Below are 24,591 nucleotides of genomic sequence, written 5' to 3' on the forward strand. Positions count from 1 at the left end.
GCTCGGGTGCGTGCCGGGCGCTCTGGCGAGCAGTCCCGAGTATACGGAGGGGGGTGCGCCGCCGACCGGGGGTTGCGTGGTCGCATATGTCTGCGTCCGATTGGACAAGCGTGCACGCCGGGCCCGGCTCCCGGACGGGCGCATTACACTCGTTCGGGATCATCGAATCGTTAGAGGAGCAATGGACGCAGTCGTGGAGACCACCGCCGTCGAGCGGGACGGGGCGTCGCCGACGACCCTCTCGCGCAAGGTGAAGGCCTTCGTCGCTCTGACGAAGCCGCGCGTGATCGAGCTGCTCCTCGTGGTGACCGCTCCGACGATGATCCTGGCGCAGGGCGGGATCCCGAACCTGCTGCTGGTCCTCAACGTCCTGATCGGCGGCGCCCTGAGCGCCGGGTCCGCGGGCGCGTTCAACTGCTACTTCGACCGCGACATCGACCGGATCATGAACCGGACGAAGAACCGGCCGCTCGTGACCGGGGAGATCTCGGACCGGTCCGCGCTCGTCTTCGCGACCACGATCGGCGTCCTGTCGATCGTCTGGCTCGGCCTCACGGCCAACTGGCTCTCCGCGGGGCTCTCGCTCGCCGCGATCCTGATCTACGTCGTGTTCTACACGCTCTTCCTCAAGCGCCGGACGCCGCAGAACATCGTGTGGGGCGGCATCGCGGGCTGCATGCCGGTGCTGATCGGCTGGGCGGCGGTCACCGGCTCGCTCGACTGGGCCCCCGTCATCCTCTTCTCCGTCATCTTCCTCTGGACGCCGCCGCACTACTGGCCGCTGTCGATGAAGTACCGGGACGACTATCAGGCCGCCGGCGTGCCGATGCTGGCCGTCGTGCGCGGACGCACGATCGTCGGGCTCCAGGTCATCCTCTACGCCTGGGCCACCGTCGCCTGCTCGCTCCTGTTGATCCCCGTCGCCGGCATGGGGGTGCTGTACACGGTGGTCGCGCTCGGCAGCGGAGTCTGGTTCATCGCCGAGACGCACCGCCTCTACAGCCTCGCCATTCGTCACGAGCACGTCTCGCCGATGCGGGTGTTCCACGGGTCCATCGGATACCTCACCCTGCTCTTCCTCGCCGTCGGCATCGACCCGCTGCTGCCCTTCTGATGGTGACGCCGTTCTCCCTGCTCGCCGAGCGGGTGACCCTGGGTCCGCGCGCACTGCGCTGGGGGACCACCGCGGCGCTCGTCGCGAGCATCCTGATCATCTTCTTCGGCGGCGTCGTCCGGCTGACCGGCTCGGGCCTCGGCTGCCCCACCTGGCCGGCGTGCGAGCCGGGCTCGCTCACCTCGACCCCCGAGCTCGGGATCCACGGCTTCATCGAGTTCACGAACCGCGCGTTCACCGGTGTCCTCGTGGTCGCGGTGGGCTGGGCCATCACGGCCGCGCGCCTGCAGAAGCCGCGCGACCGCACCATGACCCGGCTCGCCTGGTCGCAGTTCTGGCTCGTCGTCGCGAACGCCCTCGCGGGCGGCGCGACCGTGCACTCGGGCCTCAACCCGTACATCGTGGCCGGGCACTTCGTTCTCGCCATCGCCCTCCTCACCACCACCGCGCTGACGTGGCACCGCGCCCACCGCTCGCAGTCCGTGGCCTTCGAGCCCGACCGCGCGACGCGGGCGCTCAGCATCGGGCTCGTCGGCCTGACGCTCCTCGTGATCCTCGTGGGGACCCTCGTGACGGGGACCGGCCCGCACGCCGGCGACTCCGCGGAGGTGCCCCGCATGCAGTTCCACTGGGAGAGCGTGACCGTCGTGCACGGCGTGCTCGGCACAGCGGTGCTCGTCGTGGGCGCCGCGCTGCTCCTGCGCCTGTCGCGGGCGGCGGGCTCGGAGCTCGCCCGGCGGCGCGTGATCGCCTTCCTCGTGGTCGTCGTGCTGCAGGCGCTGGTCGGGGTCGCGCAGTCGCTCACCGCGCTGCCCGAGACGCTCGTCGCGGTGCACCTCCTCGGCTCGGCGCTCATCTGGGTCGGCGCGGTCCGCGTGCTGCTCGACGTGAACCCGAGGATGTTCACCGTGCGCGCCCAGCGCCGGGACGCCGCCCAGGAGCTCCAGCCCGCCGCCTGACCGCGGGCTCCGGCTCGGCGGAGAGCAGGTGCCGCCGGAGGCGCAGGAGCACGCGGGGGAGCGCCCGCAGCGGGAGGTCGGCCGCGATCGCGCGGGCGAGGGGGCCGAACGCCCGTGCGGGTCCGGCCGGCAGGCCGGCGCCCACCAGTGCGGTCACGAGTCGGGCGGGGATCGGGGTCGATGCGTCGCTGGTCATGGCGGAACCGAATCACGGACCACCGACACCGGTATGGCCATGCGCGTCTGGAGGTGAGCCACCGGCGCCCGGCCGACACCCAGGTGCGGAGGTTCCGCTGAACGGCGGACGCCGGTAGAATGAGAAGCTGGTCACGGTTCGACGCACCCTGCGCACGTGATCCGCACACGGCCCGATGGAGCGCCGACGCACACCTCCGGAATCCAGGGACGCACATCACCTGCTCCGCGCATCAGATCGATCGCGCGACCGGCCGGAGAGAACCCGCGGGCCACCCCCGGGGGAATGACTCCGGGACCCGACCGGTTAGCAGTGGGTAGGAAACGAGGTACACATGTCAGACATCCTGATCGACCGCCCCGAGCTCGAGAGCCTGGGCGTCTACGAGTTCGGCTGGTCCGACTCGGACTCCGCCGGAGCCTCCGCACGACGCGGCATCTCGCCCGAGGTCGTCTCCGACATCTCCGCGCTCAAGAACGAGCCCGCCTGGATGCGCGACCGCCGCATGAAGGCCCTGAAGCTCTTCGAGCGCAAGCCCATGCCGACGTGGGGCGCCGACCTGTCGGACATCGACTTCGACAACATCAAGTACTTCGTCCGCTCCACCGAGAAGCAGGCGCAGACCTGGGACGACCTCCCGGACGACATCAAGAACACGTACGAGAAGCTCGGCATCCCGGAGGCGGAGCGCCAGCGCCTCGTCGGCGGCGTCGCCGCCCAGTACGAGTCCGAGGTCGTCTACCACCAGATCCGCGAGGACCTGGAGGAGCAGGGCGTCATCTTCATGGACACCGACACGGCGCTGCGCGAGCACCCCGAGATCTTCGAGGAGTACTTCGGCACCGTCATCCCCGCGGGCGACAACAAGTTCGCGGCGCTGAACACCGCGGTCTGGTCCGGCGGCTCCTTCGTGTACGTCCCCAAGGGCGTCCACGTCGACATCCCGCTGCAGGCCTACTTCCGGATCAACACCGAGAACATGGGCCAGTTCGAGCGGACCCTGATCATTGCGGACGAGGACAGCTACGTCCACTACATCGAGGGCTGCACGGCTCCGATCTACAAGTCGGACTCGCTGCACTCGGCCGTGGTCGAGATCATCGTGAAGAAGAACGCCCGCGTGCGCTACACGACGATCCAGAACTGGTCGAACAACGTCTACAACCTCGTCACCAAGCGCGCGATCGCGCACGAGGGCGCGACGATGGAGTGGATCGACGGCAACATCGGCTCCAAGGTCACGATGAAGTACCCGTCGATCTTCCTGGTCGGCGAGCACGCCAAGGGCGAGACCCTCTCCGTCGCGTTCGCGGGCCCCGGCCAGCACCAGGACGCCGGCGCGAAGATGGTCCACATGGCGCCGTACACGCAGTCGTCGATCGTCTCGAAGTCGATCGCCCGCGGCGGCGGTCGCGCCGGATACCGCGGCGAGGTCCGAGTGGACGCGAACGCGCACCACTCGGCGAACACCGTGCGCTGCGACGCCCTCCTGGTCGACACCATCTCGCGCTCCGACACCTACCCGGCGATCGACATCCGCGTCGACGACGTGCAGCTCGGCCACGAGGCGACGGTGTCGAAGGTCAGCGAGGAGCAGCTCTTCTACCTGATGTCGCGCGGCCTGCCGGAGGACGAGGCCATGGCCATGATCGTCCGCGGCTTCATCGAGCCGATCGCGCGCGAGCTGCCCATGGAGTACGCCCTCGAGCTGAACAAGCTCATCGAGATGGGGATGGAGGGCAGCGTCGGTTGACGCCCGCCTCCCCCCTCGAAGGGGCGCCCGGACGGGGCGCCCCGCACCCATCGAAAGGAACCACCGCCAGATGACGGTCCCCACGAGCGCCGCGACCCCCGAGATCGACGGCGCGGCCGCCGCTGAGCGCCTGGGCATCAGCGCCCACTCCGACGGGGCGTTCACGCCCGTGCAGACGCGCTCCGAGCGCTTCGCGTCGGCCGACGTCGAGGCCTTCGAGGCCGTCACCGGCCGCGAGATCGCCTGGAAGCTGACGCCCGTCGCCCGCCTGGGCGATCTCATCGACGGCGTGCTCGACGGCTCGCCCGCCCCGGTCGAGCACACGGCGGTGGACGGTGTCGACGTCTCGTGGGTCGGCCGCGACGACCAGCGGATCGGCACCGCCGGCCTCCCCGAGGACCGCGCCGCCGCGAACGCCTGGTCGAGCTTCGAGAAGGCCCTCGCCGTCCGCGTGACGGGAGAGGACGAGAAGGTCGCCACCCTCGTCCGCTCGGGCCTCGGCTCCGCACCCCGCGCCGCGCACACGATCATCGAGGCGGCGCCCTACGCCCGCGCCGTCGTCGTGCTGCAGAACGAGGGGGAGGCCTCCCTCGCGGAGAACGTGGAGGTCCTCGTCGGCGAGGGCGCGCAGCTCACCGTCGTCACCGTGCAGGAGTGGGCGGACGACGCCCGGCACCTGGCCAACCACCTCGTGCGTGTCGGACGCGACGCGAAGGTGAAGCACATCGTGGTCACCCTCGGCGGCTCCATCGTCCGGGTGAACCCCTCGGCGCACCTCGTCGAGCGCGGAGCGGACGGCGAGCTCTTCGGCCTGTACTTCGCCGACGGCGGTCAGCACCTCGAGCAGCAGGTGTACGTCGACCACGACGCCCCCGACACCCGCAGCCGCGTGACCTACAAGGGCGCGCTGCAGGGCGAGGGCGCGCGCACCGTCTGGATCGGCGACGTCCTGATCCGCAACAGCGCCACCGGCACCGACAGCTACGAGCAGAACCGCAACCTCGTCCTCTCGGACGGCACGCGCGCCGACTCCATCCCGAACCTCGAGATCGAGACCGGTGACATCGCCGGAGCGGGGCACGCCTCGGCCACCGGCCGCTTCGACGACGAGCAGCTCTTCTACCTGCAGTCCCGCGGCATCCGCGAGGACGAGGCGCGACGCCTGGTCGTGCGCGGGTTCCTCAGCGAGATCGTGCAGCAGATCAAGGTCGCCGAGCTCGAGGACCGCCTGCAGCTCGCGATAGAGGCGGAGCTCGCCGGCAGCGCCGGCCAGACCGGCTCCTCCCGCGGAGCGGCGGTCACCGCATGAGCAACGCCGCGATGATCTGCTCGGTCTCCGAGCTGATCCCCAACCAGGCCATGCGGGTCGAGGTCGACGGAGTCGCGATCGCGGTCGTGCAGGACTCCGCCGGCGAGATCCACGCCATCGGCGACACCTGCACCCACGGCGAGATCTCGCTCTCCGAGGGCTTCGTCGAGGGCGACAGTCTCGAGTGCTGGGCGCACGGCTCCCAGTTCTCCCTCCGCACCGGCACCCCGCTGAACCTCCCGGCCTACGAGCCGGTCCCCGTCTTCGTCGTCGAGATCATCGACGGCGACGTCTACATCGACCCGACCGTCACGAAGGAAGTCTGAATGTCCGTTCTCCAGATCAGCGATCTCCACGTCAGTGTCGAGACCGAGCAGGGGACCAAGCAGATCCTCCGCGGTGTCGATCTCACCATCAACCAGGGTGAGATCCACGCGATCATGGGCCCCAACGGGTCCGGCAAGTCCACCCTCGCGTACACGATCGCGGGACACCCCAAGTACCACGTCGACGGCGGCTCGATCACCCTCGACGGCGTCGAGGTCCTCGACATGTCCGTCGACGAGCGCGCCCGCGCGGGCCTCTTCCTCGCCATGCAGTACCCGGTCGAGATCCCCGGTGTGACCAACACCAACTTCCTCCGCACCGCCAAGACCGCGATCGCCGGCGAGGCGCCCGCCATCCGCACGTGGACGAAGGACGTCAAGTCGGCGATGGCGAACCTCCGCATGGACCCGTCCTTCGCGGCGCGCAACGTCAACGAGGGCTTCTCGGGCGGCGAGAAGAAGCGCAACGAGATCCTCCAGCTCGAGCTCCTCGCCCCGCAGTTCGCCGTCCTCGACGAGACCGACTCCGGCCTCGACGTCGACGCGCTCAAGATCGTGTCGGAGGGAGTCAACCGCGCCCACCAGAGCACCGGTCTCGGCGTGCTGCTGATCACGCACTACACGCGGATCCTCCGCTACATCCAGCCCGACTTCGTCCACGTCTTCGTCGCCGGCCGCGTCGCCGAGCAGGGCGGCAAGGAGCTCGCCACCCGGCTCGAGGACGAGGGCTACGACCGCTTCCTGACCTCGGCGACGGTCTGATCATGGCGGTCACCACTCTCGAGCCGAAGCTCTTCGACCAGGTCGAGGAGGCCCTCAAGGACGTCATGGACCCCGAGCTCGGGGTCAACGTGGTCGACCTGGGACTCATCTACGACCTGGGCTGGGACGACGAGAACGACGCCCTCGTCATCCACATGACCCTCACCTCGGCGGGCTGCCCGCTGACCGACGTGCTCGAGGAGCAGACCGCCGAGTCGCTCGACGGCATCGTCGAGGCGTTCCGGATCAACTGGGTCTGGATGCCGCCGTGGGGTCCCGACCGGATCACCGAGGACGGGCGCGACATGATGCGCGCACTCGGCTTCTCGATCTAGCCGCTGCACACCGACGCCGAAGGGCCGGGAGGAGTCGTCCTCCCGGCCCTTCGGCGTTCCAGTCGTCTCCAGCCTGTCGCAGTCCGTCGCGGAGTCGGAACGGCCGGGCGGGCCGGCTCCGGCGTCGAGGGCCGTCGTCGCCCCTGCCGGTCGAGTCGGTGGAGGTGCCCACCGAGGTCGAGCAGGAGGACCGGGCGGACCGACCGCTGCTGAACGCCGAAGGGCCGGGAGGAATCGCCCTCCCGGCCCTTCGGCGTCCGCGCGACCGCTCAGCGCGAGCGGCGCGAGAGCATCGCCCAGGTGGTGGGGAGCAGCGCGGCGGCGACCAGCGCCTTGAGCGCGTCGCCGACCAGGAAGGGCACGAGTCCCGCGGAGAGGACGGAGCCGAGGTCGGCGGGCAGCCCAAGCGAGGCGAGGGCGGCGGCCAGCCAGGGCAGGCCGACGAGGTAGATGGTGGCGGTGCCGGCGAGGAAGGTCACCAGCGTGCCGAGGACGCGACGGTCCCACTGCCGCTGAGCGAGCCACCCGGTGACGATCGACGCGAGGACGAAGCCGACGATGTAGCCGCCGGTGGGACCCGCGAGGACCGCCCAGCCGTGCGAGCCCTCGGTGAAGACCGGGGCGCCGAGAGCGCCGACGAGCGCGTACACGAGCATGGACAGCGCGCCGCGGAGCGCGCCGAGCGTCGTGCCGACCAGGAGGACCGCGAAGGTCTGGCCCGTGAAGGGGACCGGCCACATCGGGATGAACAGCTGCGCCATCGCCGCGGTGAGGCCCGCACCCGCGAGCACCAGCAGGGCGTCGGTCGCGACGGAGCGGGTGACGAGCCGGTCGGCGAGGACCGGGCGCGGGAGGGCGGAAGAGGAAGGGGACATGGGTGATCTCCGAGAGTCCTGGTCGCCCGAGAGCGAGGAGCGAGCGCGTCCGCGGTGAGCGGACGTGGATCCGCCCCGCGGCTCAGGAAATATACTAGGGGGCTGCCGCATCGCGGCCCCTTGCCCCACTCCTCCCGAACCGAACGCCATTTCTTGGCGGGAACGGACAGCACTGTGCTCAGCGTGCACGACCTCGAACTCCGAGTCGGCGCCCGACTCCTGATGGAGAACGTCTCCTTCCGGGTGGGCGACGGCGACAAGGTCGGCCTCGTCGGCCGCAACGGGGCGGGGAAGACGACGCTGACCAAGGTCCTCGCGGGCGACCTCATCGCCTCGAAGGGCACGGTCGACCGCGGCGGCGAGATCGGCTACCTCCCCCAGGACCCGCGCTCCGGCGACCCGGAGGAGCTGGCGCGCACCCGCATCCTCGACGCCCGCGGGCTGGGGCAGCTGGTGCTCGGCATGCAGGAGGCGACGGTCGCGATGTCGAGCAGCGACACCTCCGTGAGCGAGGCCGGCATGAAGAAGTACGGCAACCTCACGGACCGCTTCCTCTCCCTGGGCGGATACGCGGCTGAGGCGGAGGCCGCCTCGATCGCGAGCAACCTCAACCTCCCCGACCGGATCCTCGACCAGCCGCTCAAGACGCTCTCCGGTGGCCAGCGGCGCCGCATCGAGCTCGCGCGCATCCTCTTCTCCGACGCGAGCACGCTGATCCTCGACGAGCCGACGAACCACCTCGACGCCGACTCCGTCGTCTGGCTCCGCGAGTTCCTCAAGAACTACCGCGGCGGCTTCATCGTGATCAGCCACGACATCGAGCTGGTCGGCGAGACCGTGAACCGCGTGTTCTACCTCGACGCCAACCGCCAGGTCATCGACGTCTACAACATGAACTGGAAGAACTACCAGCGCCAGCGCGCCGCCGACGAGGAGCGCCGCAAGAAGGAGCGGGTCAACGTCGAGAAGAAGGCCGGTGCCCTCCAGCTGCAGGCCGCCAAGTTCGGCGCGAAGGCCTCGAAGGCCGCAGCGGCGCACCAGATGGTCGCGCGTGCCGAGCGCATGCTCAGCGGGCTCGAGGAGGTCCGCGCGGTCGACCGCGTCGCGAAGCTCCGGTTCCCGACCCCGTCCGCCTGCGGTCGCACCCCTCTGCAGGCTCAGAACCTGTCGAAGAGCTACGGCTCGCTCGAGATCTTCACCGCCGTCGACCTCGCGATCGACCGCGGCTCCAAGGTCGTCATCCTGGGGCTCAACGGAGCGGGCAAGACGACGCTCCTGCGCATCCTGGGCGGCGTCGACCAGCCCGACACCGGAGTGATCGAGGCCGGGCACGGCCTCCGGATCGGCTACTACGCGCAGGAGCACGAGACGATCGACGTCAAGCGCTCGGTGCTCGAGAACATGGTCTCCTCCAGCCCGAACCTCACCGAGACCGAGGCGCGCCGGGTCCTGGGCTCGTTCCTGTTCACCGGGGACGACTCGCACAAGCCGGCGGGGGTCCTCTCCGGCGGGGAGAAGACCCGTCTCGCCCTGGCGATGATCGTGGTCTCGGGCGCGAACGTGCTCCTGCTCGACGAGCCCACCAACAACCTCGACCCCGCGAGCCGCGAGGAGATCCTCGACGCGCTCGCGCACTACGAGGGCGCGGTCGTCCTGGTCAGCCACGACGAGGGAGCCGTCGAGGCGCTGAACCCCGAGCGCGTCCTGATCATGCCGGAGGGCACCGAGGACCACTGGGCGGCCGACTACCTCGACCTGATCACGCTCGCCTAGCGGGCGTCGAGCAGCTCGTCCTCGACCTCGGAGTCGCTGCGGCCGCGGCGTCGACGGCGCTCCTCGCGCCGCTCCTCGGCCGCCACGACCTCGGGGTCGTCGGCGTTGCGGATGCGGTACTCGTGGCGGATCGCCCAGCCGAGCCCGCCGAAGCCCATGACGGCGAACAGCACCCACTGGATGGCGTAGCTGATGTGCAGGCCCTCGTCGGCGACCGGCTTGATCGCGGCCAGCGGGGGAGCGTCGACCGGCGCCGGCGCCTCGGCGACCAGCAGGCCGTACGCCGAGGTCCGCAGGGGCTCGTCCAGCTGCGCCGACAGGTCGTCGAGCTGGATCGTGGCGATCTGGCCGGCCGGTGCGGAGCGTCCGTCGATCCGTCCCTCCGCGGGCTTCAGGCGGGCGACGACGGTCACCTCCCCCTCGGGCGGCGCGGGGATCGCGTCGGGGGAGTCCTGGGTCGAGCCGACGGGGACCCAGCCGCGGTCGACGACGAAGACGCTGCCGTCGTCGAGCCGCAGCGGTGTCAGGATCTCGAAGCCGGGGTTGCCGTTGTAGGGCCGGTTGCGGACGAGGGTCTGCCCCTCCGTCTCGTAGACGCCGGTGACCTCGACCGGGCGGTACTCGAGCGCGTCGTCCCACGTGGAGTCGGCGGGGAGCAGCCCGTCGAGCGCCACCGGGTCGGCGGTCCAGTTCGCGGTGACCAGCCGGTTGGTCGAGGCGGCCTGGTCGAGCCGCGCGACCTGCCAGCGCGAGAGCAGCACGCAGGCGACGGCGAAGACGATCGCGAGCGCGAGGTAGCCGAACCAGCGTCGCGAGAAGACGAAGCGCCAGGAGGGACGGGGCGCGTCGCCGCTCATCGTTCCGCTCCGCGATCGACCGTGTAGAGCGGCTTCACCTCGAGCGGGAAGTCGCGGGCGAGGAGGAATTCGCGCAGGAACTCCAGGTGCTCGCCGCAGGCCAGCCAGGTCTTCCGACGGTCCTCCGCGTGGATCCTCGGGTTCCGCCACTCGATCGCGAACGTCGCCGTCCGCGGGCAGCCCGCTCGGGAGCAGGCGTGCGCGTCGGGGACCCGGCCGAGCGGGATCACTGCCGGTCTCCCCGCGGGTCGCCGCCCTCGGGGCCGGTCGGCGCCTCGGAGTCGGGGGCGGGGGGCGGCGGGACCGGCCGGGAGAGGACGATCGCACCCGGTCGCTCGACGTTGCCGCGCTCGCCCGCACTGCCGACGTTGGCCAGCACGACGGCGAAGTAGGGCAGGACCACGGCGCCGATGGCGAAGAACAGCAGCCACCAGCCGTGGGCGAAGAGCAGGCAGATGACGCAGAGCATCCTGATGCCCATGGCGATCGAGTACTTGATCGCGCGGGAGCGCCGCTCGGCGCTCGGCGACGGCGGTAGGGAGGTGAGTGTCTCGCGTGGTTTCACAGCCCTGCAAGCCTACGTCGCGGCGGGCGGGTGCAGGCCGGGAGGGCCTCATCCCGGAATCTGTTGCGCGACGCGCCTCTAGGATGTACGGGTCGCCCGGCGCCGCACGAGCGCCGGCAGGAGGGACACCATGACCACGCCGCGCACCGTCCTCGTCACCGGGGGCAACCGGGGGATCGGCTTCGCCATCGCCCAGGAGTTCGTGGCCGCCGGTCACCGGGTCGCCGTGACCGCGCGCTCGGGCTCCGGTCCGGAGGGCTCCCTCACCGTCGTCGCGGACGTGACCGACGCCGCCTCCATCGACGCCGCGTTCACGCAGGTCGAGGCCGAGCTGGGCCCGGTCGAGATCCTGGTGGCGAACGCGGGCATCACCCGCGACACCCTGCTGCTGCGGATGACGGAGGAGGACTTCACGTCCGTCGTCGACACGAACCTCACCGGGGCGTTCCGCGTCGTCAAGCGCGCATCGAAGGGGATGCTCAAGCAGCGCTTCGGCCGCGTCGTCCTCATCTCCAGCGTGGTCGGCCTCTACGGGTCGCCGGGCCAGATCAACTACTCCTCGTCGAAGGCCGCCCTCGTGGGCTTCGCCCGCTCGCTGACCCGCGAGCTCGGCGCCCGCAACATCACCGCCAACGTCGTCGCTCCCGGCTTCATCGAGACCGACATGACCGCGGAGCTCTCGCCGGAGCAGCAGGAGGAGTACCGGAAGAGCATCCCGCTCGCCCGCTACGGCACCGCTGCCGAGGTCGCGAAGGTCACGCGCTGGCTGGCCGGCGACGAGGCGGCGTACATCTCGGGTGCCGTGATCCCGGTCGACGGCGGCCTCGGGATGGGCCACTGACCGATAAGCCCTGGGCTTATATCCGATGGATATAAGCTCTAGGCTTATGCGATGACCTCCTCCGATGTCGTCGCCGTGCTCCTGGACCTGGTGACCTCCCGCTCCCTCGTCGACCGGGCGGGTGCTCAGCGCGAGATCGAGCGGGGCTTCGCCGAGGTGGAGGCCGCGGTCCCGGCGATCCAGCCCCTGCACCCGACGGTCGGCGACGAGTTCCAGGCGATCTACCCCTCCGTCCACGCCGCGCTCCGGGCGACGCTGCAGGCGCGCCTCTCGCTCCCGGCCGGCGTCGACTGCCGCGCCGGCATCGGCCTGGGCGAGGTGCGGGTGGTCGGGTCGGGGGTCGCCGGGGACCTCGAGGACGGGTCCGGCTGGTGGCGCGCCCGCGAGGCCATCGATCGCGCCCACGCGCTCGAGGACGGTGCCGTGCCCACGGCCCGCGGATGGTTCGTCGCCGGGGACGCCGACGGAGACTCCGGCGAGGCGGCGGTCAACGCCTACCTCCTCTCCCGCGACGCCCTGGTCGGAGCGCTCAGCGCGCGCGATCGCCGGCTCGTGCTGGGGAGCCTGCGCGGAGCGTCGCAGAAGGAGCTGGGCGAGCAGGAGTCGATCTCGCAGCCCGCCGTCTCGCAGGCGCTGCGGCGTGCGGGCGCGGGCGCCCTCCTCGCCGGCGCGCGCCTGCTGGAGGAGACGTGCTGACGGCGCTGCTGCTCGCCGTGATCGGCCTCGGCGACCTCGCGCGCACGCACCTCCGCCGCCGTGCGGCCCTCCTCGCGATCCCCGTGCTCACCGCCGCAGCCGTGACCGCAGCGCTCCTCGTCGGAGCCCCGCCGCTCGGTGCGGCGATCGTCGTCGTCCTGGCCGGAGCCTGGCTGCTGACGACCACGACCGTCGAGAACGCGCGGCCGCCCGGGGGTCTGCGTCCGGCCGTCGCCCTCGTCGCGGCGGTCCTGGTGCTGACCGCTGTCGACCGCGCCGCCGGCGTCCCGACGGGGCCGCTCGCGCCGATCACCGTCGCGAACGCGCTCCCTCCGATCGAGCAGCTCGCTCTGGCGGTCGGAGCCGGGCTCTTCCTGCTGGAGAGCGGCAACGTGATCGTGCGGGCGGCGCTGTTCCGCGAGCTCCCGCAGGCCGAGCCCGTGCCGCGTCCACGCTGGAGCGAGCGGTTCGCGCGTCGGGAGCCGGCCGACGCCCGCCTGCCGGACCTCCAGGGCGGGCGCACGATCGGACCGCTGGAGCGGCTGCTGATCGCCGGCCTCACGCTCGCCGGAGCCATCGGCCTCGCCGGTGCCGTGCTCGCGGCCAAGGGGATCGTGCGCTTCCCCGAGATCTCCCGCGACGGCGGCAGCGGGGAGAAGGCGGAGTACTTCCTGGTGGGCTCGCTCGTCAGCTGGGCGCTGGCGCTCGGCTGCGCCGGACTCGTCGCGATCGCGGGCCGCTGACGCCCCTGAAGGCGGGGGAGGCGGGCCTCAGCCGCGGAGGCCGAGGACGGGCAGCAGCTGCGACAGGTCGAGGCCGCCGACGACGAGGTCGGCGCGCTCGCGCACCAGAGGCTTGGCGTTGAAGGCGACCGCGAGGGAGGCGACCGCCATCATCTCCAGGTCGTTCGCACCGTCGCCGACGGCGATCGTGCGCTGCGGCGGAACGCCCGAGACCGCCGCCCACTCGCGAAGTGCTTCCGCCTTGGCCGCGGCGTCGATGACCGCCCCGTCGACCGCTCCGGTCAGCAGGCCGCCCCCGCAGCAGAGGCGGTTGGCCCGGACGAAGTCGAGGCCGAGCGCACCGGCGACCGGGTCGAGCACCTCGTGGAACCCTCCGGACACCACTCCGATGCGGCCGCCGGCGGCGTGGACGCCGGCCACGAGCTCGGCGGCGCCGGGCGTGACGCGGACGCCCGAGCTCACACCGGGGAGCACCGACTCCGGGACCCCGGCGAGAGTGGCGACCCGCTCGCGGAGGCTCTCGCCGAAGTCGAGCTCGCCGCGCATCGCCCGCTCCGTGACGGCGGCGACGCGCTCCTCGGAGCCGGCGTGCACCGCGAGGAGCTCGATCACCTCGTCCTGGAGGAGGGTGGAGTCCGCGTCGAGGACGACGAGGAAGCGGGCAGGCGTCGCAGGACGCTCACTCATGGGCCGGTCCGATCGGTCGGGTGGGCGCGCCGGGGCGCAGAGCTCGACCCGCGGGGGTGCTACGGGTGGACGACGACGCCCTTGCCGACGACGGTGATGCCCGACTCGGTGACGGTGAACCCGCGCTCGCGATCGCGGTCGTGGTCCACGCCGACTCGAGCACCGGGCTCGACGACGACGTCCTTGTCGAGGATAGCGCGGACGACCAGCGCGTCCGGGCCGATGCGGACCTTGTCGAAGACCACCGAATCGGTGACCGTCGCGTTCGACTCGATGACCGTCCACGGCCCGACGACGCTGCGCTCGATGTGCGCGCCCGAGATCACGGTGCCGAGCGAGACGACCGAGTCGACCGTCGATCCCATGTTGCCCTTGCCGTCGCGGACGATCTTGGCGGGAGGGGAGTTCAGCTGCGACGAGAAGATCGGCCACTGCTGGTTGTAGAGGTTGAAGACCGGCAGCGCCGAGATGAGGTCCTGGTGGGCCTCGAAGAAGGAGTCGATGGTGCCGACGTCCCGCCAGTAGTAGCGGTCGCGGTCGGTCGAGCCGGGGACGTCGTTGAGCTTGAGGTCGTAGACGCCGGCCTCACCGCGCGCGACGAAGTCGGGGATGATGTCGCCGCCCATGTCGTGGTCCGACGTGGAGGACTCGCCGTCGCGGATGACCGCGTCGATCAGGGCGTCCGCGTCGAAGACGTAGTTGCCCATGGAGGCGAGGACCTCGTGCGGGGAGTCGGCCAGGCCGACGGCGTCCTTGGGCTTCTCGAGGAACTCGGAGATCATCGTCGGGACGATGCCGTCGCCCGCCTCGTCACCGGCGAGCTGGATGACGCCGAACTGGTCCGCGAGCTCGATCGGCTGGCGGATGGCCGCGACGGTCGCCTTCGCACCGGACGTGATGTGCGCGTCGATCATCTGCGAGAAGTCCATGCGGTAGACGTGGTCGGCGCCGACCACGACGACGATGTCGGGCTTCTCGTCGCGGATCAGGTTGAGGCTCTGCAGGATCGCGTCGGCCGAGCCGCTGAACCAGCGCTTGCCCAGGCGCTGCTGCGCGGGGACCGAGGCGACGTAGGAGTTCAGGAGCCCGGAGAGGCGCCAGGTCTGCGAGACGTGGCGGTCGAGCGAGTGCGACTTGTACTGCGTCAGCACGACGATCTGGGTGAGACCGGAGTTGATCAGGTTGGACAGCGCGAAGTCGATCAGCCGGTACTGCCCGCCGAACGGCACCGCGGGCTTGGCCCGGTCCGCCGTGAGGGGCATGAGGCGCTTTCCCTCGCCGCCGGCGAGGACGATGCCGAAGATCTTCTTTGACTGCATGGCACCACAGTAGGGGCTCGGGCTTCCCCGTGGACCCCGGCTGTCGCCGGGGGAGCGCCCTGTACTACGGTTCGGGGGTGCGAGTCGATCTGCTGACCAAGGAATACCCGCCCGAGGTGTACGGGGGAGCCGGTGTCCACGTGGCCGAGCTCACCAAGGCGCTGCGCAGCGACCTGGAGGTCGTGGTGCGCTGCTTCGGCGCGCCGCGCGAGGAGGAGGGCACGTTCGCGTACTCCGTCCCCGCGGAGCTCGCCGAGGCCAACGGCGCGCTGCAGACCCTCGGGGTCGACCTGCAGATCGCGCAGGACGCGGCGGGGGCCAACCTGGTCCACTCCCACACCTGGTACGCCAACGCCGCGGGGCGTCTCGCCCAGCTCCTGCACGGCATCCCTCACGTGGTCTCGGCGCACAGCCTCGAGCCGCTGCGTCCGTGGAAGGCCGAGCAACTCGGCGGCGGCTACCGCGTCTCGAGCTGGATCGAGCGGGAGGCGTACGAGAACGCCGACGCCGTGATCGCGGTGTCCGGCGGCATGCGCGAGGACATCCTCCGCTCCTACCCGGCCCTGGACCCGGCGAAGGTCCACGTGGTCTACAACGGCATCGACCTCGACGCCTGGCACCCGGTCGAGGACGAGGCCGTCCTCGCCGAGCTGGGCATCGACCCCTCGCGCCCCTCCGTGGTCTTCGTCGGCCGCATCACCCGGCAGAAGGGCCTGCCCTACCTGCTCCGCGCCGCGGCGACCCTGCCTCCCGAGGTGCAGCTCGTGCTCTGCGCGGGCGCCCCCGACACCCCCGAGATCATGGCCGAGGTCACCTCCCTCGTCCGCAGCCTCCAGGAGGAGCGCACCGGCGTCGTCTGGATCGACCGGCACCTGCCGCGCCACCAGCTCTCCGCGGTCCTGACGAACGCGACCACGTTCGTCTGCCCCTCGATCTACGAGCCCCTCGGCATCGTCAACCTCGAGGCGATGGCCTGCGGTGCGGCGGTCGTCGGGACGGCGACCGGCGGCATCCCGGAGGTCGTCGACGACGGCGTGACCGGCCGTCTCGTCCCGATCGAGCAGGTCACCGACGGCACCGGCACCCCCGTGGACCCGGAGCGCTACGTCGCCGACCTGGCCGCCGCCCTCGCTGAGGTCGTCGCCGACCCGGAGACGGCGAAGCGGATGGGCGCCGCGGGCCGCGAGCGCGCGCAGAGCCACTTCAGCTGGACGCAGATCGCGCGGGACACCCGGGCGATCTACGACTCGCTCGTCTGAGCCTCCCGGCCGCCTCCTTTAGAATGGCTCCCATGCCCAGCGTTGTCTCGTTCGTCGATGTGTCCTTCGTCCGGAACGGCAAGCGGATCCTCGACCACGTGTCGTGGGACGTGGCCGAGGACGAGCGCTGGGTGATCCTCGGCCCCAACGGGGCGGGCAAGACCTCGATCCTGCAGATCGCCGCCGCGCAGAACTACCCCTCGACCGGTGCCGCGCACCTGCTCGAGGAGACCCTCGGCCGGGTCGACGTGTTCGAGCTGCGCCCGCGCATCGGCTACGCCTCGACCGCGATGGCGCGCCGCCTCCCGGCCGGCGAGACCGTGCTCGACGTCGTGATGACCGCCGCCTACGCCGTCACCGGCCGCTGGAACGAGAGCTACGACGCGATCGACGAGCGCCGCGCCCGCCGCGTGCTGTCCGAGTGGAAGCTCGAGCACCTCGCCGAGCGCACCTTCGGGACGCTCTCGGACGGCGAGCAGAAGCGCGTCCAGATCGCCCGCGCGATCATGACCGACCCCGAGCTGCTCCTGCTCGACGAGCCGGCCGCGAGCCTCGACCTCGGCGCCCGCGAGGAGCTCGTCCAGCTGCTGGGCGGCTTCGCGAAGGACCCGGCGTCGCCCGCGATCGTGATGGTGACCCACCACGTCGAGGAGATCCCCGACGGCTTCACCCACGCCCTGCTCCTCCGCGACGGAGCGGTGGTGGCGGCGGGCCCGCTGGCCGAGTCCCTGACCGAGGCGACGCTCGCCGAGACCTTCGGGCTCGACATCGCTCTCACCCGCGAGAACGGGCGCTTCTCGGCCCGCGCCCGCGGCTGACCCCGGCTCCGGGTCCGGGCGCGGCGCGACTTCTGCGCGCGCTGCCGGTCTGGTATTCTCGGTAGCTGGTTCGGGCCCGTTCGCGGTGCGCCCGCCCTCATCCACCCGTTCCCGTCGACGACAGGTGCGGTTCAGGACCATCGACGACAGGACACGACCATGAAGACCGACATCCACCCCGAGTACTCCGCGATCGTCTTCCGCGACCTCGCGTCCGGTGAGACCTTCCTCACCCGCTCGACCGCGAAGAGCAGCAAGACGATCGAGCTCGACGGCGTGACCTACCCCGTCATCGACGTCGAGATCTCCTCCGCCTCGCACCCGTTCTACACGGGCAAGCAGCGCATCATGGACTCGGCCGGCCGCGTCGAAAAGTTCAACAGCCGCTACAAGAACTTCGGCAAGTAGCACTCCTCGAAGGGCCCTCGACCTCACGGTCGGGGGCCCTTCGTCGTTCCCGCGGGGCGGTCCTCAGTAGCGGTAGAAGCCCTCTCCGGTGGCCGTTCCGAGGCGGCCGCGATCGAGGTACTCCGTCTTCAGGTGGGCGGCGAAGGCCTGGGAGGCCTCGTCCGGGGCCGCGGCGGCGACGTTGTAGGCGGTCCGCAGACCGACGACGTCGAAGATCTGGAAGGGTCCGAGCGGGGCGCCGGTGCCGATCCTCCAGGTCTTGTCGATGGTCTCGTGGTCGGCGTAGCCGCCCATGAGCAGCCCCGACGCGGCGTTGAGGAGCGGCACCAGCAGCGAGTTCAGGACGTAGCCGGCCTTCTCCTTCTGCAGCCTGATCGGCTCGAGGCCGCTGGAGACGGCGAACTCCACGACGGCGTCGACCACGGCGGGGTCCGTGTCCGCCGTTCCCATGATCTCGGCCGTGTTCTGCGCCCAGACGTGGTTGGCGTAGTGCAGCGCGAGGAACCGGTCGGGCCGGCCCGTCGACGCCTTCAGGTCGCTGGGGAGCAGCGTGGACGAGTTGGTCGCGAAGACCGTGCGCTCGGGAGCGAGCGCACCCAGGCGGCCGTACAGCTCCTGCTTCAGGCCCAGGTCCTCGGGGACGGCCTCGATCACGAGGTCGGCGTCGGCGACAGCCTCCGCGAGGTCGGAGGTGAGGCGGAGGGAGTCGAGCGCCTCCTGCGGTCCGCCGGCGATGCCGCCGGGCACCGTCTCGTAGACGCCCGCGAGGCCGCGGAGCCGCTGGCGCGCCGACTCGAGGACGTCGTCGGAGAGGTCGTAGACGGTGACGGCGAAGCCGTGGAAGGCCGACTGGAAGGCGATCTGGGAGCCGAGCACTCCGCTGCCGAGGACGGTGACCGTGCGGATCGTAGGCATGACTTCTCCTTGCGAGAGGGGGAGGGGGAACACGTGCTCACCCGATCCCACAGGGCCGCGGTCCGCGGAGCGAGGGCTTGCGCCGACGGGCGGTCCGTGGCCGTCGGGGAGCCGGCGCGGTAGCGTCCCGGCATGGTGTCCTTCGCCGACAAGCCGATCCTGCCGTTCACGACTCCCGAGGAGTGGGACGCCTACCTCCGCGGCGAGCCCGACCCGGACGGAGTCCGGCTGAAGCTGCGGAAGAAGGCCGCCGTGGATCCGGGGATCACCTACGCCGAGGCGCTCGACATCGCGCTCTGCCACGGCTGGATCGACGGTCAGGCGGGAGCCTTCGACGAGCAGTTCAAGCTCCAGGCCTTCACCCCGCGGCGTCGCGCGAGCCCGTGGTCGAAGGTCAACCGCGATCACGTCGCACGGCTGCTGGCGGAGGGTCGGATGCTGCCGGGCGGGCTGGCCGAGGTCGAGCGGGCGCGCGCCGACGGGCGCTGGGACGCGGCCTACCGGCAGCGCGATGCGGAGGTGCCGGACGACTTCCAGCGGGCGCTCGACGCGGATCCGCAGGCCCTGGCCTTCTTCGCGACCGTCGGCGGGCAGAAGCGCTTCGCGTTCCTCTTCCGCCTCTCGCAGCTGAAGCGGGCGGCGACGCGGGAGCGGCGGATCGCGGAGTACGTGGCGCTCCTGCGCGAGGGGCGCACGCTGATCTGAGGGGTCAGTGGCGGACCGGCCAGCCCCCGTCGGCGACGAAGGACTCGTCGCGGACGCGGCGCATGTACTCCTGGAAGGACTCGGCCTGGGTGCGGCACCAGTCGACCTGGAGCGCGTGCAGGGCCTCCGCGCCGACTCCGAGCTCGTCGGCGAAGGCGCGGCCCAGCGCCTGGGCGACGCGGCCCGCCGCGATCGCGTCCGCGCCCGCGTCGTGCGCCTCGGTGAGGGCGACGCCGTAGTGCTCGGCGGCGAGGGTCAGGGTGCGCTTGCCCTTGCGGTAGCGGTCCACCGCCTTGTCGATCACGAGCGGATCGACGACGGGGCTCGGGTCGAGCAGCACGGGTACGCCCCAGCGGCGCGCCTCGTGGGCGAGGAGCGAGAGGTCGTAGGGGGCGTTGTAGACGACGACCGGGATGCCGCGGGCGAGGAGCGAGCGCAGCGCCTCGGAGATCTCGGCCACGACCTCGCCGGCGGGGCGCCCGTGCGCGCGGGCGTGCTCGGTGCTGATCCCGTGGACGGCGGAGGCGCCCGCCGGGATCTCCACGCCGGGATCGGCGAGCCAGGTCGTGCCCTCGATCGGCTCGCCCGCCGCGTCGATCACGCCGACGTGCGCGGTGACGATGCGGCTCGTTCGGACGTCGATGCCGGTGGTCTCGAGGTCGAACACGGCCAGCAGGTCGAACCAGCGCGCCCCCTCGGAGGGGACGAGCGTCCGCTCGGCGTCGTCGAACAGCATCGGCTCGGTCTGCGTCTCGGTCGTTCCGGTGGTGCTCACGCCGACAGCCTAAAGGGGGCCTCCGACATCGGCCGGAGGCCCCTCGGCGTGCTGCCGGGTCAGCGGGCCTCGTGCGCCTTGGCGACGTGGAGCCAGAAGAAGCCCTGCGTGCCGAGCGTCATCGTCAGCGTGCCGTCGTCCGAGAATCCGGGGAAGCGGCCGCCGCCGAACAGGTCGCTCAGCGTCGATCCGGGGTTCTCGGGGTCGGTGATCGTGACCGAGACCGGGTTGTGGTTGAAGCTGAAGACGCAGAGCACCTCCTCGGGCTGGTCGCCCATCTCGGAGCCCGAGCCGGCGTAGTCCCGCACGAAGGCGAGCACCGACTCGTGGTCCGTCTCGAGGACGCGCATCGACCCGAGGCCGAACGCCGGGTGGCCGCGGCGCACGTGCAGGACGTTCCGCATCCAGTGCAGCAGGGAGCGGGACTGCGCCAGTTGCGCCTCCACGTTGACCTGGTTGTAGTGGTAGACGAGCGACTGGACGATCGGCTGCACGAGCTTGCCGGGGTCGGCGGCCGAGAAGCCGGCGTTGCGGTCGGGCGTCCACTGCATCGGCGTGCGCGACGCGTCGCGGTCGTTGAGCCAGATGTTGTCGCCCATGCCGATCTCGTCGCCGTAGTACAGGAACGGGCTGCCGGCGAGGGAGAAGAGCAGAGCGTTGATCAGCTCGAGCTCGGCGCGCGAGTTGTCCAGCAGCGGCGCGAGCCTGCGGCGGATGCCGATGTTGGAGCGCATCCGCGGGTCGTAGGCGTACCAGCCGTACATGGCCTGGCGGTACTCCTCGGACACCATCTCGAGCGTGAGCTCGTCGTGGTTGCGGAGGAACACGCCCCAGGCGGCGCCGCTGGGGATGTCGAACGTCTCGGAGAGCACCTTCTTCAGCTCGTTCGCCGTCTGCGCGCGGAGGGAGTAGAAGATGCGCGGCATGACCGGGAAGTCGAACGCCATGTGGCACTCGGGCTCCTCCTCCGTGCCGAAGAACGCGGCGACCTCCCGCGGCCACTGGTTCGCCTCGGCGATCAGGATGCGGCCGGGGTAGTCGCGGTCGACCATGGTGCGGAGGTTCTTGATGAACTCGTGGGTGGGCGGCTCGCCCTCTCCGTTGCCCTCGTCGGACTCGTAGAGGTAGGGGATCGCGTCGAGCCGGATGCCGTCGACGCCGAGGTCGAGCCAGAACTTGACCACGTCGTGGATCGCCTCGTGCACGGCGGGGTTCTCGAAGTTGAGGTCCGGCTGGTGCGAGAAGAAGCGGTGGAAGTAGAACTGGCGGCGCTCGGCGTCGAAGGCCCAGTTCGAGTCCTCGGTGTCGACGAAGATGATGCGGATGTCCGGCCACTTGTCGTCGGTGTCGTTCCAGACGTAGAAGTCGCCGTAGGGCCCCTCGGGGTCGGAGCGGGACTGCTGGAACCACTCGTGCTGGTCGCTCGTGTGGTTGAGCGGGAAGTCCATCACGATGCGCATGTTGCGCTCGTGGGCCTTCCGGACGAGGTCGCGGAAGTCCTCCATCGTGCCGAACTCGGGGAGGATCGCCTTGAAGTCGGAGACGTCGTAGCCGCCGTCGCGCAGAGGCGACATGTAGAACGGCGGGAGCCAGAGGGCGTCGATGCCGAGCCACTGCAGGTAGTCGAGCTTGGAGGCGAGCCCGTTGATGTCGCCGGCGCCGTCGCCGTTGGAGTCGTAGTACGACCGGATCATCACCTCGTAGAACACCGCCCGGCGGTACCACTGGGGGTCGAGGGCGAGTCCGGGGAGTTGGATCGGCGACGTGAAGCTCACGGTGCTCCTTCTGCTGCTGCCTGAGCGGATGACCGTCTCGCGAGACGGGTGGGCGGTGCGCCGTGTTGCGAGCGCGTGATCATGCTCCCGGCTCGGATCGAGGCCACGCAAGGCGTTGCGGCCAGATCTTCGACGGGCTTTCCCTACGATAAGGAACGCGATGACCACTCCCTCCCCCTACGCCTCCGATCTCGGCCGTGTCCCCGTCCGCGAGGCCGCGGTGGACATCGCCGGATCCCGCACCGCCTACTGGACCTACGGCGCTCCGGACGCCTCGACCGTCCTCGTGCTGGTGCACGGGTTCCGCGGCGAGCACCACGGCCTCGAGCCCGTCGTCGCCCGTCTGCTCGCCGGGGGAGCGGACGTGCGGGTCGTCGCTCCCGACCTGCCCGGCTTCGGCGCCTCGACCCCGATGACGCGCCTGCCGCACGACGTGGACGGCTACGCCTCCTGGCTCGGCTCCTTCCTCGACACGCTGGGGCTCCGCGGTGAGGCGGCCGTCCTCGGCCACTCCTTCGGCTCGATCGTCGCGGCCGCGGCCGTCGCCGACGGGCTGCCCGCTCCGCTCCTGGTGCTGGTCAACCCGATCGGGGCGCCCGCCCTGCAGGGTCCGCGCGGCGTCCTGACCAGGCTCGCCGTCCTCTACTACCGGCTCGGCGCGCTCCTGCCGGGGCCCCTCGGACGCCGCCTGCTCAGCGACCCGCTGATCGTGCGGGTGATGAGCCTGGCGATGGTGAAGACGAAGGAGCCGGCGCTGCGACGCTTCGTGCACGACCAGCACGACCGCTACTTCAGCGCCTTCGCCTCCCGCGACACGGTCCTCGAGGCGTTCCGCGCCTCCGTCTCGCACGACGTCGGCGAGTACGCCTCCCGGATCCGGGTGCCGACGCAGCTGATCGCCGCGGCGCAGGACGACATCACTCCGCTCTCGGCGCAGTACCGCCTGCTCGAGAGGCTGCCGCACGCCCGCCTGCACGTCATCGACGGAGTCGGCCACCTGATCCACTACGAGACGCCGGACGAGGCCGCCGCCGTGCTGCGGACGGCCCTCGAGGAGGGGATCGACCGATGAGGATCGTCGTCGACTGCCGGTACACCCGGCTCGAGCGGCACGATGGGATCAGCCGCTACACCGCGGAGCTCGTCCGCGAGCTCGCGAAGCTGCACGACGTGACCATGCTGATCAGCGACCGCCGCCAGCTCGCGATGCTCCCGTCGCTCCCGTGGGAGCGCGTGACCGGGCCGACCAGCCCGTTCGAGCCGTTCGTCGCGCTGCTGGTGAACCGGCTGCGGCCCGACGTGGTCTTCTCGCCGATGCAGACCATGGGCTCGCTCGGCCGACGCTACCGGCTCGTCCTGACCGTGCACGACCTCATCTACTACCGCCACCGCACTCCGCCGCGCGACCTGGCCGCTCCCGTGCGCGCGCTCTGGCGGCTCTACCACCTCGCCTGGTGGCCACAGCGGAGGCTCCTCCAGCGCGCCGACGCGGTCGTCACCGTCTCGGAGACGACCCGCGACCTGATCCGCTCCCACCGCCTCACCACCCGGCCGGTGGTCGTCGTCCCGAACGCGGCGACCGAGCCCGACGAGGCGAGCGCCGCTCTGGCGGGATCGCTGCCCGACCGGTCGGCCGCGCGCTCGCTCGTCTACATGGGCTCGTTCATGCCCTACAAGAACGTCGAGACGCTCGCGCGCGCGATGCGGCTGCTGCCCGACTACGAGCTGCACCTGATGAGCCGGGCGAGCGACGAGACCGTCGAGACGCTCCGGGCCCTGGCGCCGACCGCGAAGCTGGTGTTCCACCAGGGGGCGCCGGACGCGGAGTACCGCGCGGTGCTCGCGCGGGCGACCGCTCTCGTGACGGCGAGCAGGGACGAGGGCTTCGGGATCCCGCTGGTCGAGGCGATGGCGCTCGGGACGCCGGTCGTGGTGAGCGACATCCCGATCTTCCGCGAGATCGCCCAGGACGCCGCCGTGTACGTCGACCCGTCGAGCGCGAAGGGCATCGCGGACGGCGTGCGGTCGCTCGAGGACGGCGCCGTGTGGCGGACGCACTCGGCCCGGGCGAGGGAGCGGGCCGCGGCCTTCTCCTGGCGCGACTCCGCCCGGGTGCTCTTCGGGCTCCTGCAGGACCTCGGCCGGCGCTGACGCGGTCCGGCGACCGGACCGCCGCCGTCAGGCTCCCGGGGCCGGGCTGAGCACGTCGTCGAGGTCGACGTCCGCCACGACCACGTCGCCGGAGTCGTCGACGCCGACGATGCGCAGTGCCCCGTCGACGATCGCGAAGTCGTGCCGGGAGCCGTTGCCGACCGAGACGCCGTGCACGGGGAGGTCCTCGCTGCTGAGCGCGCGGATCAGGCTGCCGATGACCGCACCGTGCGTGGCGACGACGACGGACGCGTCGGGGAAGCGCTCGGCCACTTCGAGCAGCGCGGCGGTCGCCCGCTCGACGACCTCGTCGCGGGTCTCGCAGCCGGGGATCGGCGCGCGCTCGATGCCTCCGGGGAAGCGCTCGGCGAGCTCGGGACCGGTCATCCCCTCCGCCTCGCCGTAGGCGCGCTCGGCCAGGCCCGGCACCGCCAGCGGCTCGTCGAGTCCGAGACCGCGCGCGATGATCGCTCCGGTGTCGAAGGCGCGCTGCAGCGGACTGGCGACCACCGCGTCGAAGCGCCGGTCGGCGAGCAGCCGCGCCGCCGCCCGCGCCTGAGCGCGCCCGGTCGCGTTGAGCGGGATGTCGCTCCTGCCCTGGATGCGCCGGGCGGCGTTCCAGTCGGTCTGGCCGTGGCGGACGAGGGTGAGCTGGGTCACAGGGGCCTCTCGGGA

27 protein-coding genes are annotated in these 24,591 nt (G+C 71.2%); 17 read left to right on the forward strand and 10 right to left on the reverse strand.

The window, feature by feature from the left end; genetic code table 11:
* The first annotated feature begins 181 nt into the window (after positions 1 to 181).
* From C5C59_RS03245 to C5C59_RS03275, 7 genes are all read left to right on the forward strand, one after another.
* The gene (locus C5C59_RS03245) at positions 182 to 1,114 is read left to right on the forward strand and encodes a heme o synthase (RefSeq protein WP_104232635.1); all 933 of its coding nucleotides are present in this window, start codon (positions 182 to 184) and stop codon (positions 1,112 to 1,114) included.
* Entirely contained in the window at positions 1,114 to 2,073 is a 960-nt protein-coding gene (locus C5C59_RS03250) for a heme A synthase (protein ID WP_104237484.1), read from the forward strand. The genes C5C59_RS03245 and C5C59_RS03250 overlap by 1 nt, the downstream gene beginning before the upstream one ends.
* Positions 2,074 to 2,603: 530 nt before the next feature.
* Positions 2,604 to 4,022, forward strand: coding sequence for a Fe-S cluster assembly protein SufB (gene sufB / locus C5C59_RS03255; RefSeq protein ID WP_104221933.1), 1,419 nt, complete (start codon positions 2,604 to 2,606; stop codon positions 4,020 to 4,022).
* Positions 4,023 to 4,092: 70 nt separating this feature from the next.
* Positions 4,093 to 5,331, forward strand: coding sequence for a Fe-S cluster assembly protein SufD (sufD, locus tag C5C59_RS03260; protein WP_104237483.1), 1,239 nt, complete (start codon positions 4,093 to 4,095; stop codon positions 5,329 to 5,331).
* Positions 5,328 to 5,657 carry a non-heme iron oxygenase ferredoxin subunit gene (locus C5C59_RS03265; protein ID WP_077222834.1) on the forward strand — a complete coding sequence of 110 codons (330 nt, stop codon included), beginning with the start codon at positions 5,328 to 5,330 and terminating at the stop codon, positions 5,655 to 5,657. The genes sufD and C5C59_RS03265 overlap by 4 nt, the downstream gene beginning before the upstream one ends.
* Positions 5,658 to 6,419: a Fe-S cluster assembly ATPase SufC gene (gene sufC, locus C5C59_RS03270; protein ID WP_104237482.1), complete on the forward strand. Its 762-nt coding sequence runs from the start codon at positions 5,658 to 5,660 to the stop codon at positions 6,417 to 6,419.
* Between the two features lie 2 nt (positions 6,420 to 6,421).
* A complete protein-coding gene (locus C5C59_RS03275; RefSeq protein ID WP_104221939.1) occupies positions 6,422 to 6,754 on the forward strand; it encodes a metal-sulfur cluster assembly factor in 333 nt (110 codons plus the stop codon).
* A 269-nt stretch (positions 6,755 to 7,023) separates the two neighbouring features.
* On the opposite strand, the gene C5C59_RS03280 is transcribed toward C5C59_RS03275, so the two are convergent.
* Positions 7,024 to 7,629 carry a biotin transporter BioY gene (locus C5C59_RS03280; RefSeq protein ID WP_104232632.1) on the reverse strand — a complete coding sequence of 202 codons (606 nt, stop codon included), beginning with the start codon at positions 7,627 to 7,629 and terminating at the stop codon, positions 7,024 to 7,026.
* 174 nt (positions 7,630 to 7,803) lie between these two features.
* On the opposite strand from C5C59_RS03280, the gene C5C59_RS03285 reads away from it, so the two are divergent.
* Positions 7,804 to 9,402 carry an ABC-F family ATP-binding cassette domain-containing protein gene (locus tag C5C59_RS03285; protein ID WP_104221943.1) on the forward strand — a complete coding sequence of 533 codons (1,599 nt, stop codon included), beginning with the start codon at positions 7,804 to 7,806 and terminating at the stop codon, positions 9,400 to 9,402.
* Here the strand turns inward: C5C59_RS03285 and C5C59_RS03290 are convergent.
* From C5C59_RS03290 to C5C59_RS03300, 3 genes are read right to left on the reverse strand one after another with little or no spacing between them, the layout of a single operon-like run.
* On the reverse strand, positions 9,399 to 10,259 hold the full coding sequence (locus tag C5C59_RS03290; protein ID WP_104237481.1) for an SURF1 family protein: 861 nt from the start codon (positions 10,257 to 10,259) through the stop codon (positions 9,399 to 9,401). The two genes, C5C59_RS03285 and C5C59_RS03290, sit on opposite strands and share 4 nt — an antisense overlap.
* Positions 10,256 to 10,489 (reverse strand): hypothetical protein, encoded by a 234-nt coding sequence (locus C5C59_RS03295; RefSeq protein ID WP_104225286.1) that lies wholly within the window; start codon positions 10,487 to 10,489, stop codon positions 10,256 to 10,258. Before C5C59_RS03295 ends, C5C59_RS03290 begins: the two co-directional genes overlap by 4 nt.
* Positions 10,486 to 10,824 (reverse strand): DUF3099 domain-containing protein, encoded by a 339-nt coding sequence (locus tag C5C59_RS03300; RefSeq protein ID WP_104237480.1) that lies wholly within the window; start codon positions 10,822 to 10,824, stop codon positions 10,486 to 10,488. The genes C5C59_RS03295 and C5C59_RS03300 overlap by 4 nt, the downstream gene beginning before the upstream one ends.
* Before the next feature lie 130 nt (positions 10,825 to 10,954).
* On the opposite strand from C5C59_RS03300, the gene C5C59_RS03305 reads away from it, so the two are divergent.
* From C5C59_RS03305 to C5C59_RS03315, 3 genes are read left to right on the forward strand one after another with little or no spacing between them, the layout of a single operon-like run.
* Positions 10,955 to 11,665: a beta-ketoacyl-ACP reductase gene (locus C5C59_RS03305; protein ID WP_104237479.1), complete on the forward strand. Its 711-nt coding sequence runs from the start codon at positions 10,955 to 10,957 to the stop codon at positions 11,663 to 11,665.
* 51 nt (positions 11,666 to 11,716) lie between these two features.
* A complete protein-coding gene (locus C5C59_RS03310; protein ID WP_104237478.1) occupies positions 11,717 to 12,361 on the forward strand; it encodes a SatD family protein in 645 nt (214 codons plus the stop codon).
* Positions 12,355 to 13,104, forward strand: a complete 750-nt coding sequence (locus C5C59_RS03315; RefSeq protein ID WP_104237477.1) for a hypothetical protein — start codon at positions 12,355 to 12,357, stop codon at positions 13,102 to 13,104. Before C5C59_RS03310 ends, C5C59_RS03315 begins: the two co-directional genes overlap by 7 nt.
* A 27-nt stretch (positions 13,105 to 13,131) precedes the next feature.
* On the opposite strand, the gene serB is transcribed toward C5C59_RS03315, so the two are convergent.
* Positions 13,132 to 13,791, reverse strand: coding sequence for a phosphoserine phosphatase SerB (gene serB, locus C5C59_RS03320; RefSeq protein WP_104225283.1), 660 nt, complete (start codon positions 13,789 to 13,791; stop codon positions 13,132 to 13,134).
* A 59-nt stretch (positions 13,792 to 13,850) separates the two neighbouring features.
* Positions 13,851 to 15,110 (reverse strand): glucose-1-phosphate adenylyltransferase, encoded by a 1,260-nt coding sequence (locus tag C5C59_RS03325; protein WP_104221960.1) that lies wholly within the window; start codon positions 15,108 to 15,110, stop codon positions 13,851 to 13,853.
* Positions 15,111 to 15,187: 77 nt separating this feature from the next.
* Between C5C59_RS03325 and glgA the strand changes: the two genes are divergently transcribed.
* The 3 genes from glgA to C5C59_RS03340 all read left to right on the forward strand — a co-directional run bounded on the left by glgA (position 15,188) and on the right by C5C59_RS03340 (position 17,595).
* A complete protein-coding gene (gene glgA / locus C5C59_RS03330; protein ID WP_104237476.1) occupies positions 15,188 to 16,369 on the forward strand; it encodes a glycogen synthase in 1,182 nt (393 codons plus the stop codon).
* A gap of 32 nt (positions 16,370 to 16,401) precedes the next feature.
* Positions 16,402 to 17,187 (forward strand): ABC transporter ATP-binding protein, encoded by a 786-nt coding sequence (locus tag C5C59_RS03335; protein WP_104237475.1) that lies wholly within the window; start codon positions 16,402 to 16,404, stop codon positions 17,185 to 17,187.
* 159 nt (positions 17,188 to 17,346) lie between these two features.
* Positions 17,347 to 17,595 carry a type B 50S ribosomal protein L31 gene (locus tag C5C59_RS03340; protein ID WP_068253003.1) on the forward strand — a complete coding sequence of 83 codons (249 nt, stop codon included), beginning with the start codon at positions 17,347 to 17,349 and terminating at the stop codon, positions 17,593 to 17,595.
* 63 nt (positions 17,596 to 17,658) lie between these two features.
* On the opposite strand, the gene C5C59_RS03345 is transcribed toward C5C59_RS03340, so the two are convergent.
* Positions 17,659 to 18,510, reverse strand: coding sequence for a 3-hydroxyacyl-CoA dehydrogenase (locus C5C59_RS03345; RefSeq protein WP_104237474.1), 852 nt, complete (start codon positions 18,508 to 18,510; stop codon positions 17,659 to 17,661).
* A gap of 132 nt (positions 18,511 to 18,642) precedes the next feature.
* Here C5C59_RS03345 and C5C59_RS03350 point away from each other — a divergent pair, with 132 nt between their 5' ends.
* On the forward strand, positions 18,643 to 19,215 hold the full coding sequence (locus tag C5C59_RS03350) for a YdeI family protein (protein WP_104237473.1): 573 nt from the start codon (positions 18,643 to 18,645) through the stop codon (positions 19,213 to 19,215).
* A 4-nt stretch (positions 19,216 to 19,219) separates the two neighbouring features.
* On the opposite strand, the gene C5C59_RS03355 is transcribed toward C5C59_RS03350, so the two are convergent.
* Positions 19,220 to 19,951, reverse strand: coding sequence for a 3'-5' exonuclease (locus C5C59_RS03355; RefSeq protein ID WP_104237516.1), 732 nt, complete (start codon positions 19,949 to 19,951; stop codon positions 19,220 to 19,222).
* Between the two features lie 98 nt (positions 19,952 to 20,049).
* A complete protein-coding gene (gene treS / locus C5C59_RS03360) occupies positions 20,050 to 21,765 on the reverse strand; it encodes a maltose alpha-D-glucosyltransferase (RefSeq protein ID WP_104221970.1) in 1,716 nt (571 codons plus the stop codon).
* 160 nt (positions 21,766 to 21,925) lie between these two features.
* Between treS and C5C59_RS03365 the strand changes: the two genes are divergently transcribed.
* Positions 21,926 to 22,837: an alpha/beta fold hydrolase gene (locus tag C5C59_RS03365; RefSeq protein WP_104237472.1), complete on the forward strand. Its 912-nt coding sequence runs from the start codon at positions 21,926 to 21,928 to the stop codon at positions 22,835 to 22,837.
* Positions 22,834 to 23,916 carry a glycosyltransferase family 1 protein gene (locus tag C5C59_RS03370; RefSeq protein ID WP_104225279.1) on the forward strand — a complete coding sequence of 361 codons (1,083 nt, stop codon included), beginning with the start codon at positions 22,834 to 22,836 and terminating at the stop codon, positions 23,914 to 23,916. The genes C5C59_RS03365 and C5C59_RS03370 overlap by 4 nt, the downstream gene beginning before the upstream one ends.
* Positions 23,917 to 23,943: 27 nt before the next feature.
* Here C5C59_RS03370 and C5C59_RS03375 read toward each other — a convergent pair whose 3' ends face one another.
* A complete protein-coding gene (locus C5C59_RS03375) occupies positions 23,944 to 24,576 on the reverse strand; it encodes a histidine phosphatase family protein (RefSeq protein ID WP_104237471.1) in 633 nt (210 codons plus the stop codon).
* Between the last annotated feature and the right edge of the window lie 15 nt (positions 24,577 to 24,591).

Origin of the sequence: Rathayibacter sp. AY1F4 (assembly GCF_002931775.1) — a bacterium.
Classification (GTDB): Bacteria; Actinomycetota; Actinomycetes; order Actinomycetales; family Microbacteriaceae; genus Rathayibacter.

Excerpts from the sequence above, each read along its gene's own strand:
- sufC (WP_104237482.1), top strand. The coding sequence starts at position 5,658 with ATGTCCGTTCTCCAGATCAGCGATCTCCACGTCAGTGTCGAGACCGAG.
- C5C59_RS03365 (WP_104237472.1), top strand. The coding sequence starts at position 21,926 with ATGACCACTCCCTCCCCCTACGCCTCCGATCTCGGCCGTGTCCCCGTC.
- C5C59_RS03340 (WP_068253003.1), top strand. The coding sequence starts at position 17,347 with ATGAAGACCGACATCCACCCCGAGTACTCCGCGATCGTCTTCCGCGAC.
- C5C59_RS03345 (WP_104237474.1), bottom strand. The coding sequence starts at position 18,510 with ATGCCTACGATCCGCACGGTCACCGTCCTCGGCAGCGGAGTGCTCGGC.
- sufB (WP_104221933.1), top strand. The coding sequence starts at position 2,604 with ATGTCAGACATCCTGATCGACCGCCCCGAGCTCGAGAGCCTGGGCGTC.
- sufD (WP_104237483.1), top strand. The coding sequence starts at position 4,093 with ATGACGGTCCCCACGAGCGCCGCGACCCCCGAGATCGACGGCGCGGCC.
- C5C59_RS03305 (WP_104237479.1), top strand. The coding sequence starts at position 10,955 with ATGACCACGCCGCGCACCGTCCTCGTCACCGGGGGCAACCGGGGGATC.
- C5C59_RS03355 (WP_104237516.1), bottom strand. The coding sequence starts at position 19,951 with ATGCTGTTCGACGACGCCGAGCGGACGCTCGTCCCCTCCGAGGGGGCG.
- C5C59_RS03250 (WP_104237484.1), top strand. The coding sequence starts at position 1,114 with ATGGTGACGCCGTTCTCCCTGCTCGCCGAGCGGGTGACCCTGGGTCCG.
- C5C59_RS03245 (WP_104232635.1), top strand. The coding sequence starts at position 182 with ATGGACGCAGTCGTGGAGACCACCGCCGTCGAGCGGGACGGGGCGTCG.
- serB (WP_104225283.1), bottom strand. The coding sequence starts at position 13,791 with ATGAGTGAGCGTCCTGCGACGCCTGCCCGCTTCCTCGTCGTCCTCGAC.
- C5C59_RS03335 (WP_104237475.1), top strand. The coding sequence starts at position 16,402 with ATGCCCAGCGTTGTCTCGTTCGTCGATGTGTCCTTCGTCCGGAACGGC.
- C5C59_RS03290 (WP_104237481.1), bottom strand. The coding sequence starts at position 10,259 with ATGAGCGGCGACGCGCCCCGTCCCTCCTGGCGCTTCGTCTTCTCGCGA.
- C5C59_RS03310 (WP_104237478.1), top strand. The coding sequence starts at position 11,717 with ATGACCTCCTCCGATGTCGTCGCCGTGCTCCTGGACCTGGTGACCTCC.
- C5C59_RS03325 (WP_104221960.1), bottom strand. The coding sequence starts at position 15,110 with ATGCAGTCAAAGAAGATCTTCGGCATCGTCCTCGCCGGCGGCGAGGGA.
- C5C59_RS03280 (WP_104232632.1), bottom strand. The coding sequence starts at position 7,629 with ATGTCCCCTTCCTCTTCCGCCCTCCCGCGCCCGGTCCTCGCCGACCGG.
- C5C59_RS03350 (WP_104237473.1), top strand. The coding sequence starts at position 18,643 with ATGGTGTCCTTCGCCGACAAGCCGATCCTGCCGTTCACGACTCCCGAG.
- C5C59_RS03275 (WP_104221939.1), top strand. The coding sequence starts at position 6,422 with ATGGCGGTCACCACTCTCGAGCCGAAGCTCTTCGACCAGGTCGAGGAG.
- C5C59_RS03370 (WP_104225279.1), top strand. The coding sequence starts at position 22,834 with ATGAGGATCGTCGTCGACTGCCGGTACACCCGGCTCGAGCGGCACGAT.
- C5C59_RS03265 (WP_077222834.1), top strand. The coding sequence starts at position 5,328 with ATGAGCAACGCCGCGATGATCTGCTCGGTCTCCGAGCTGATCCCCAAC.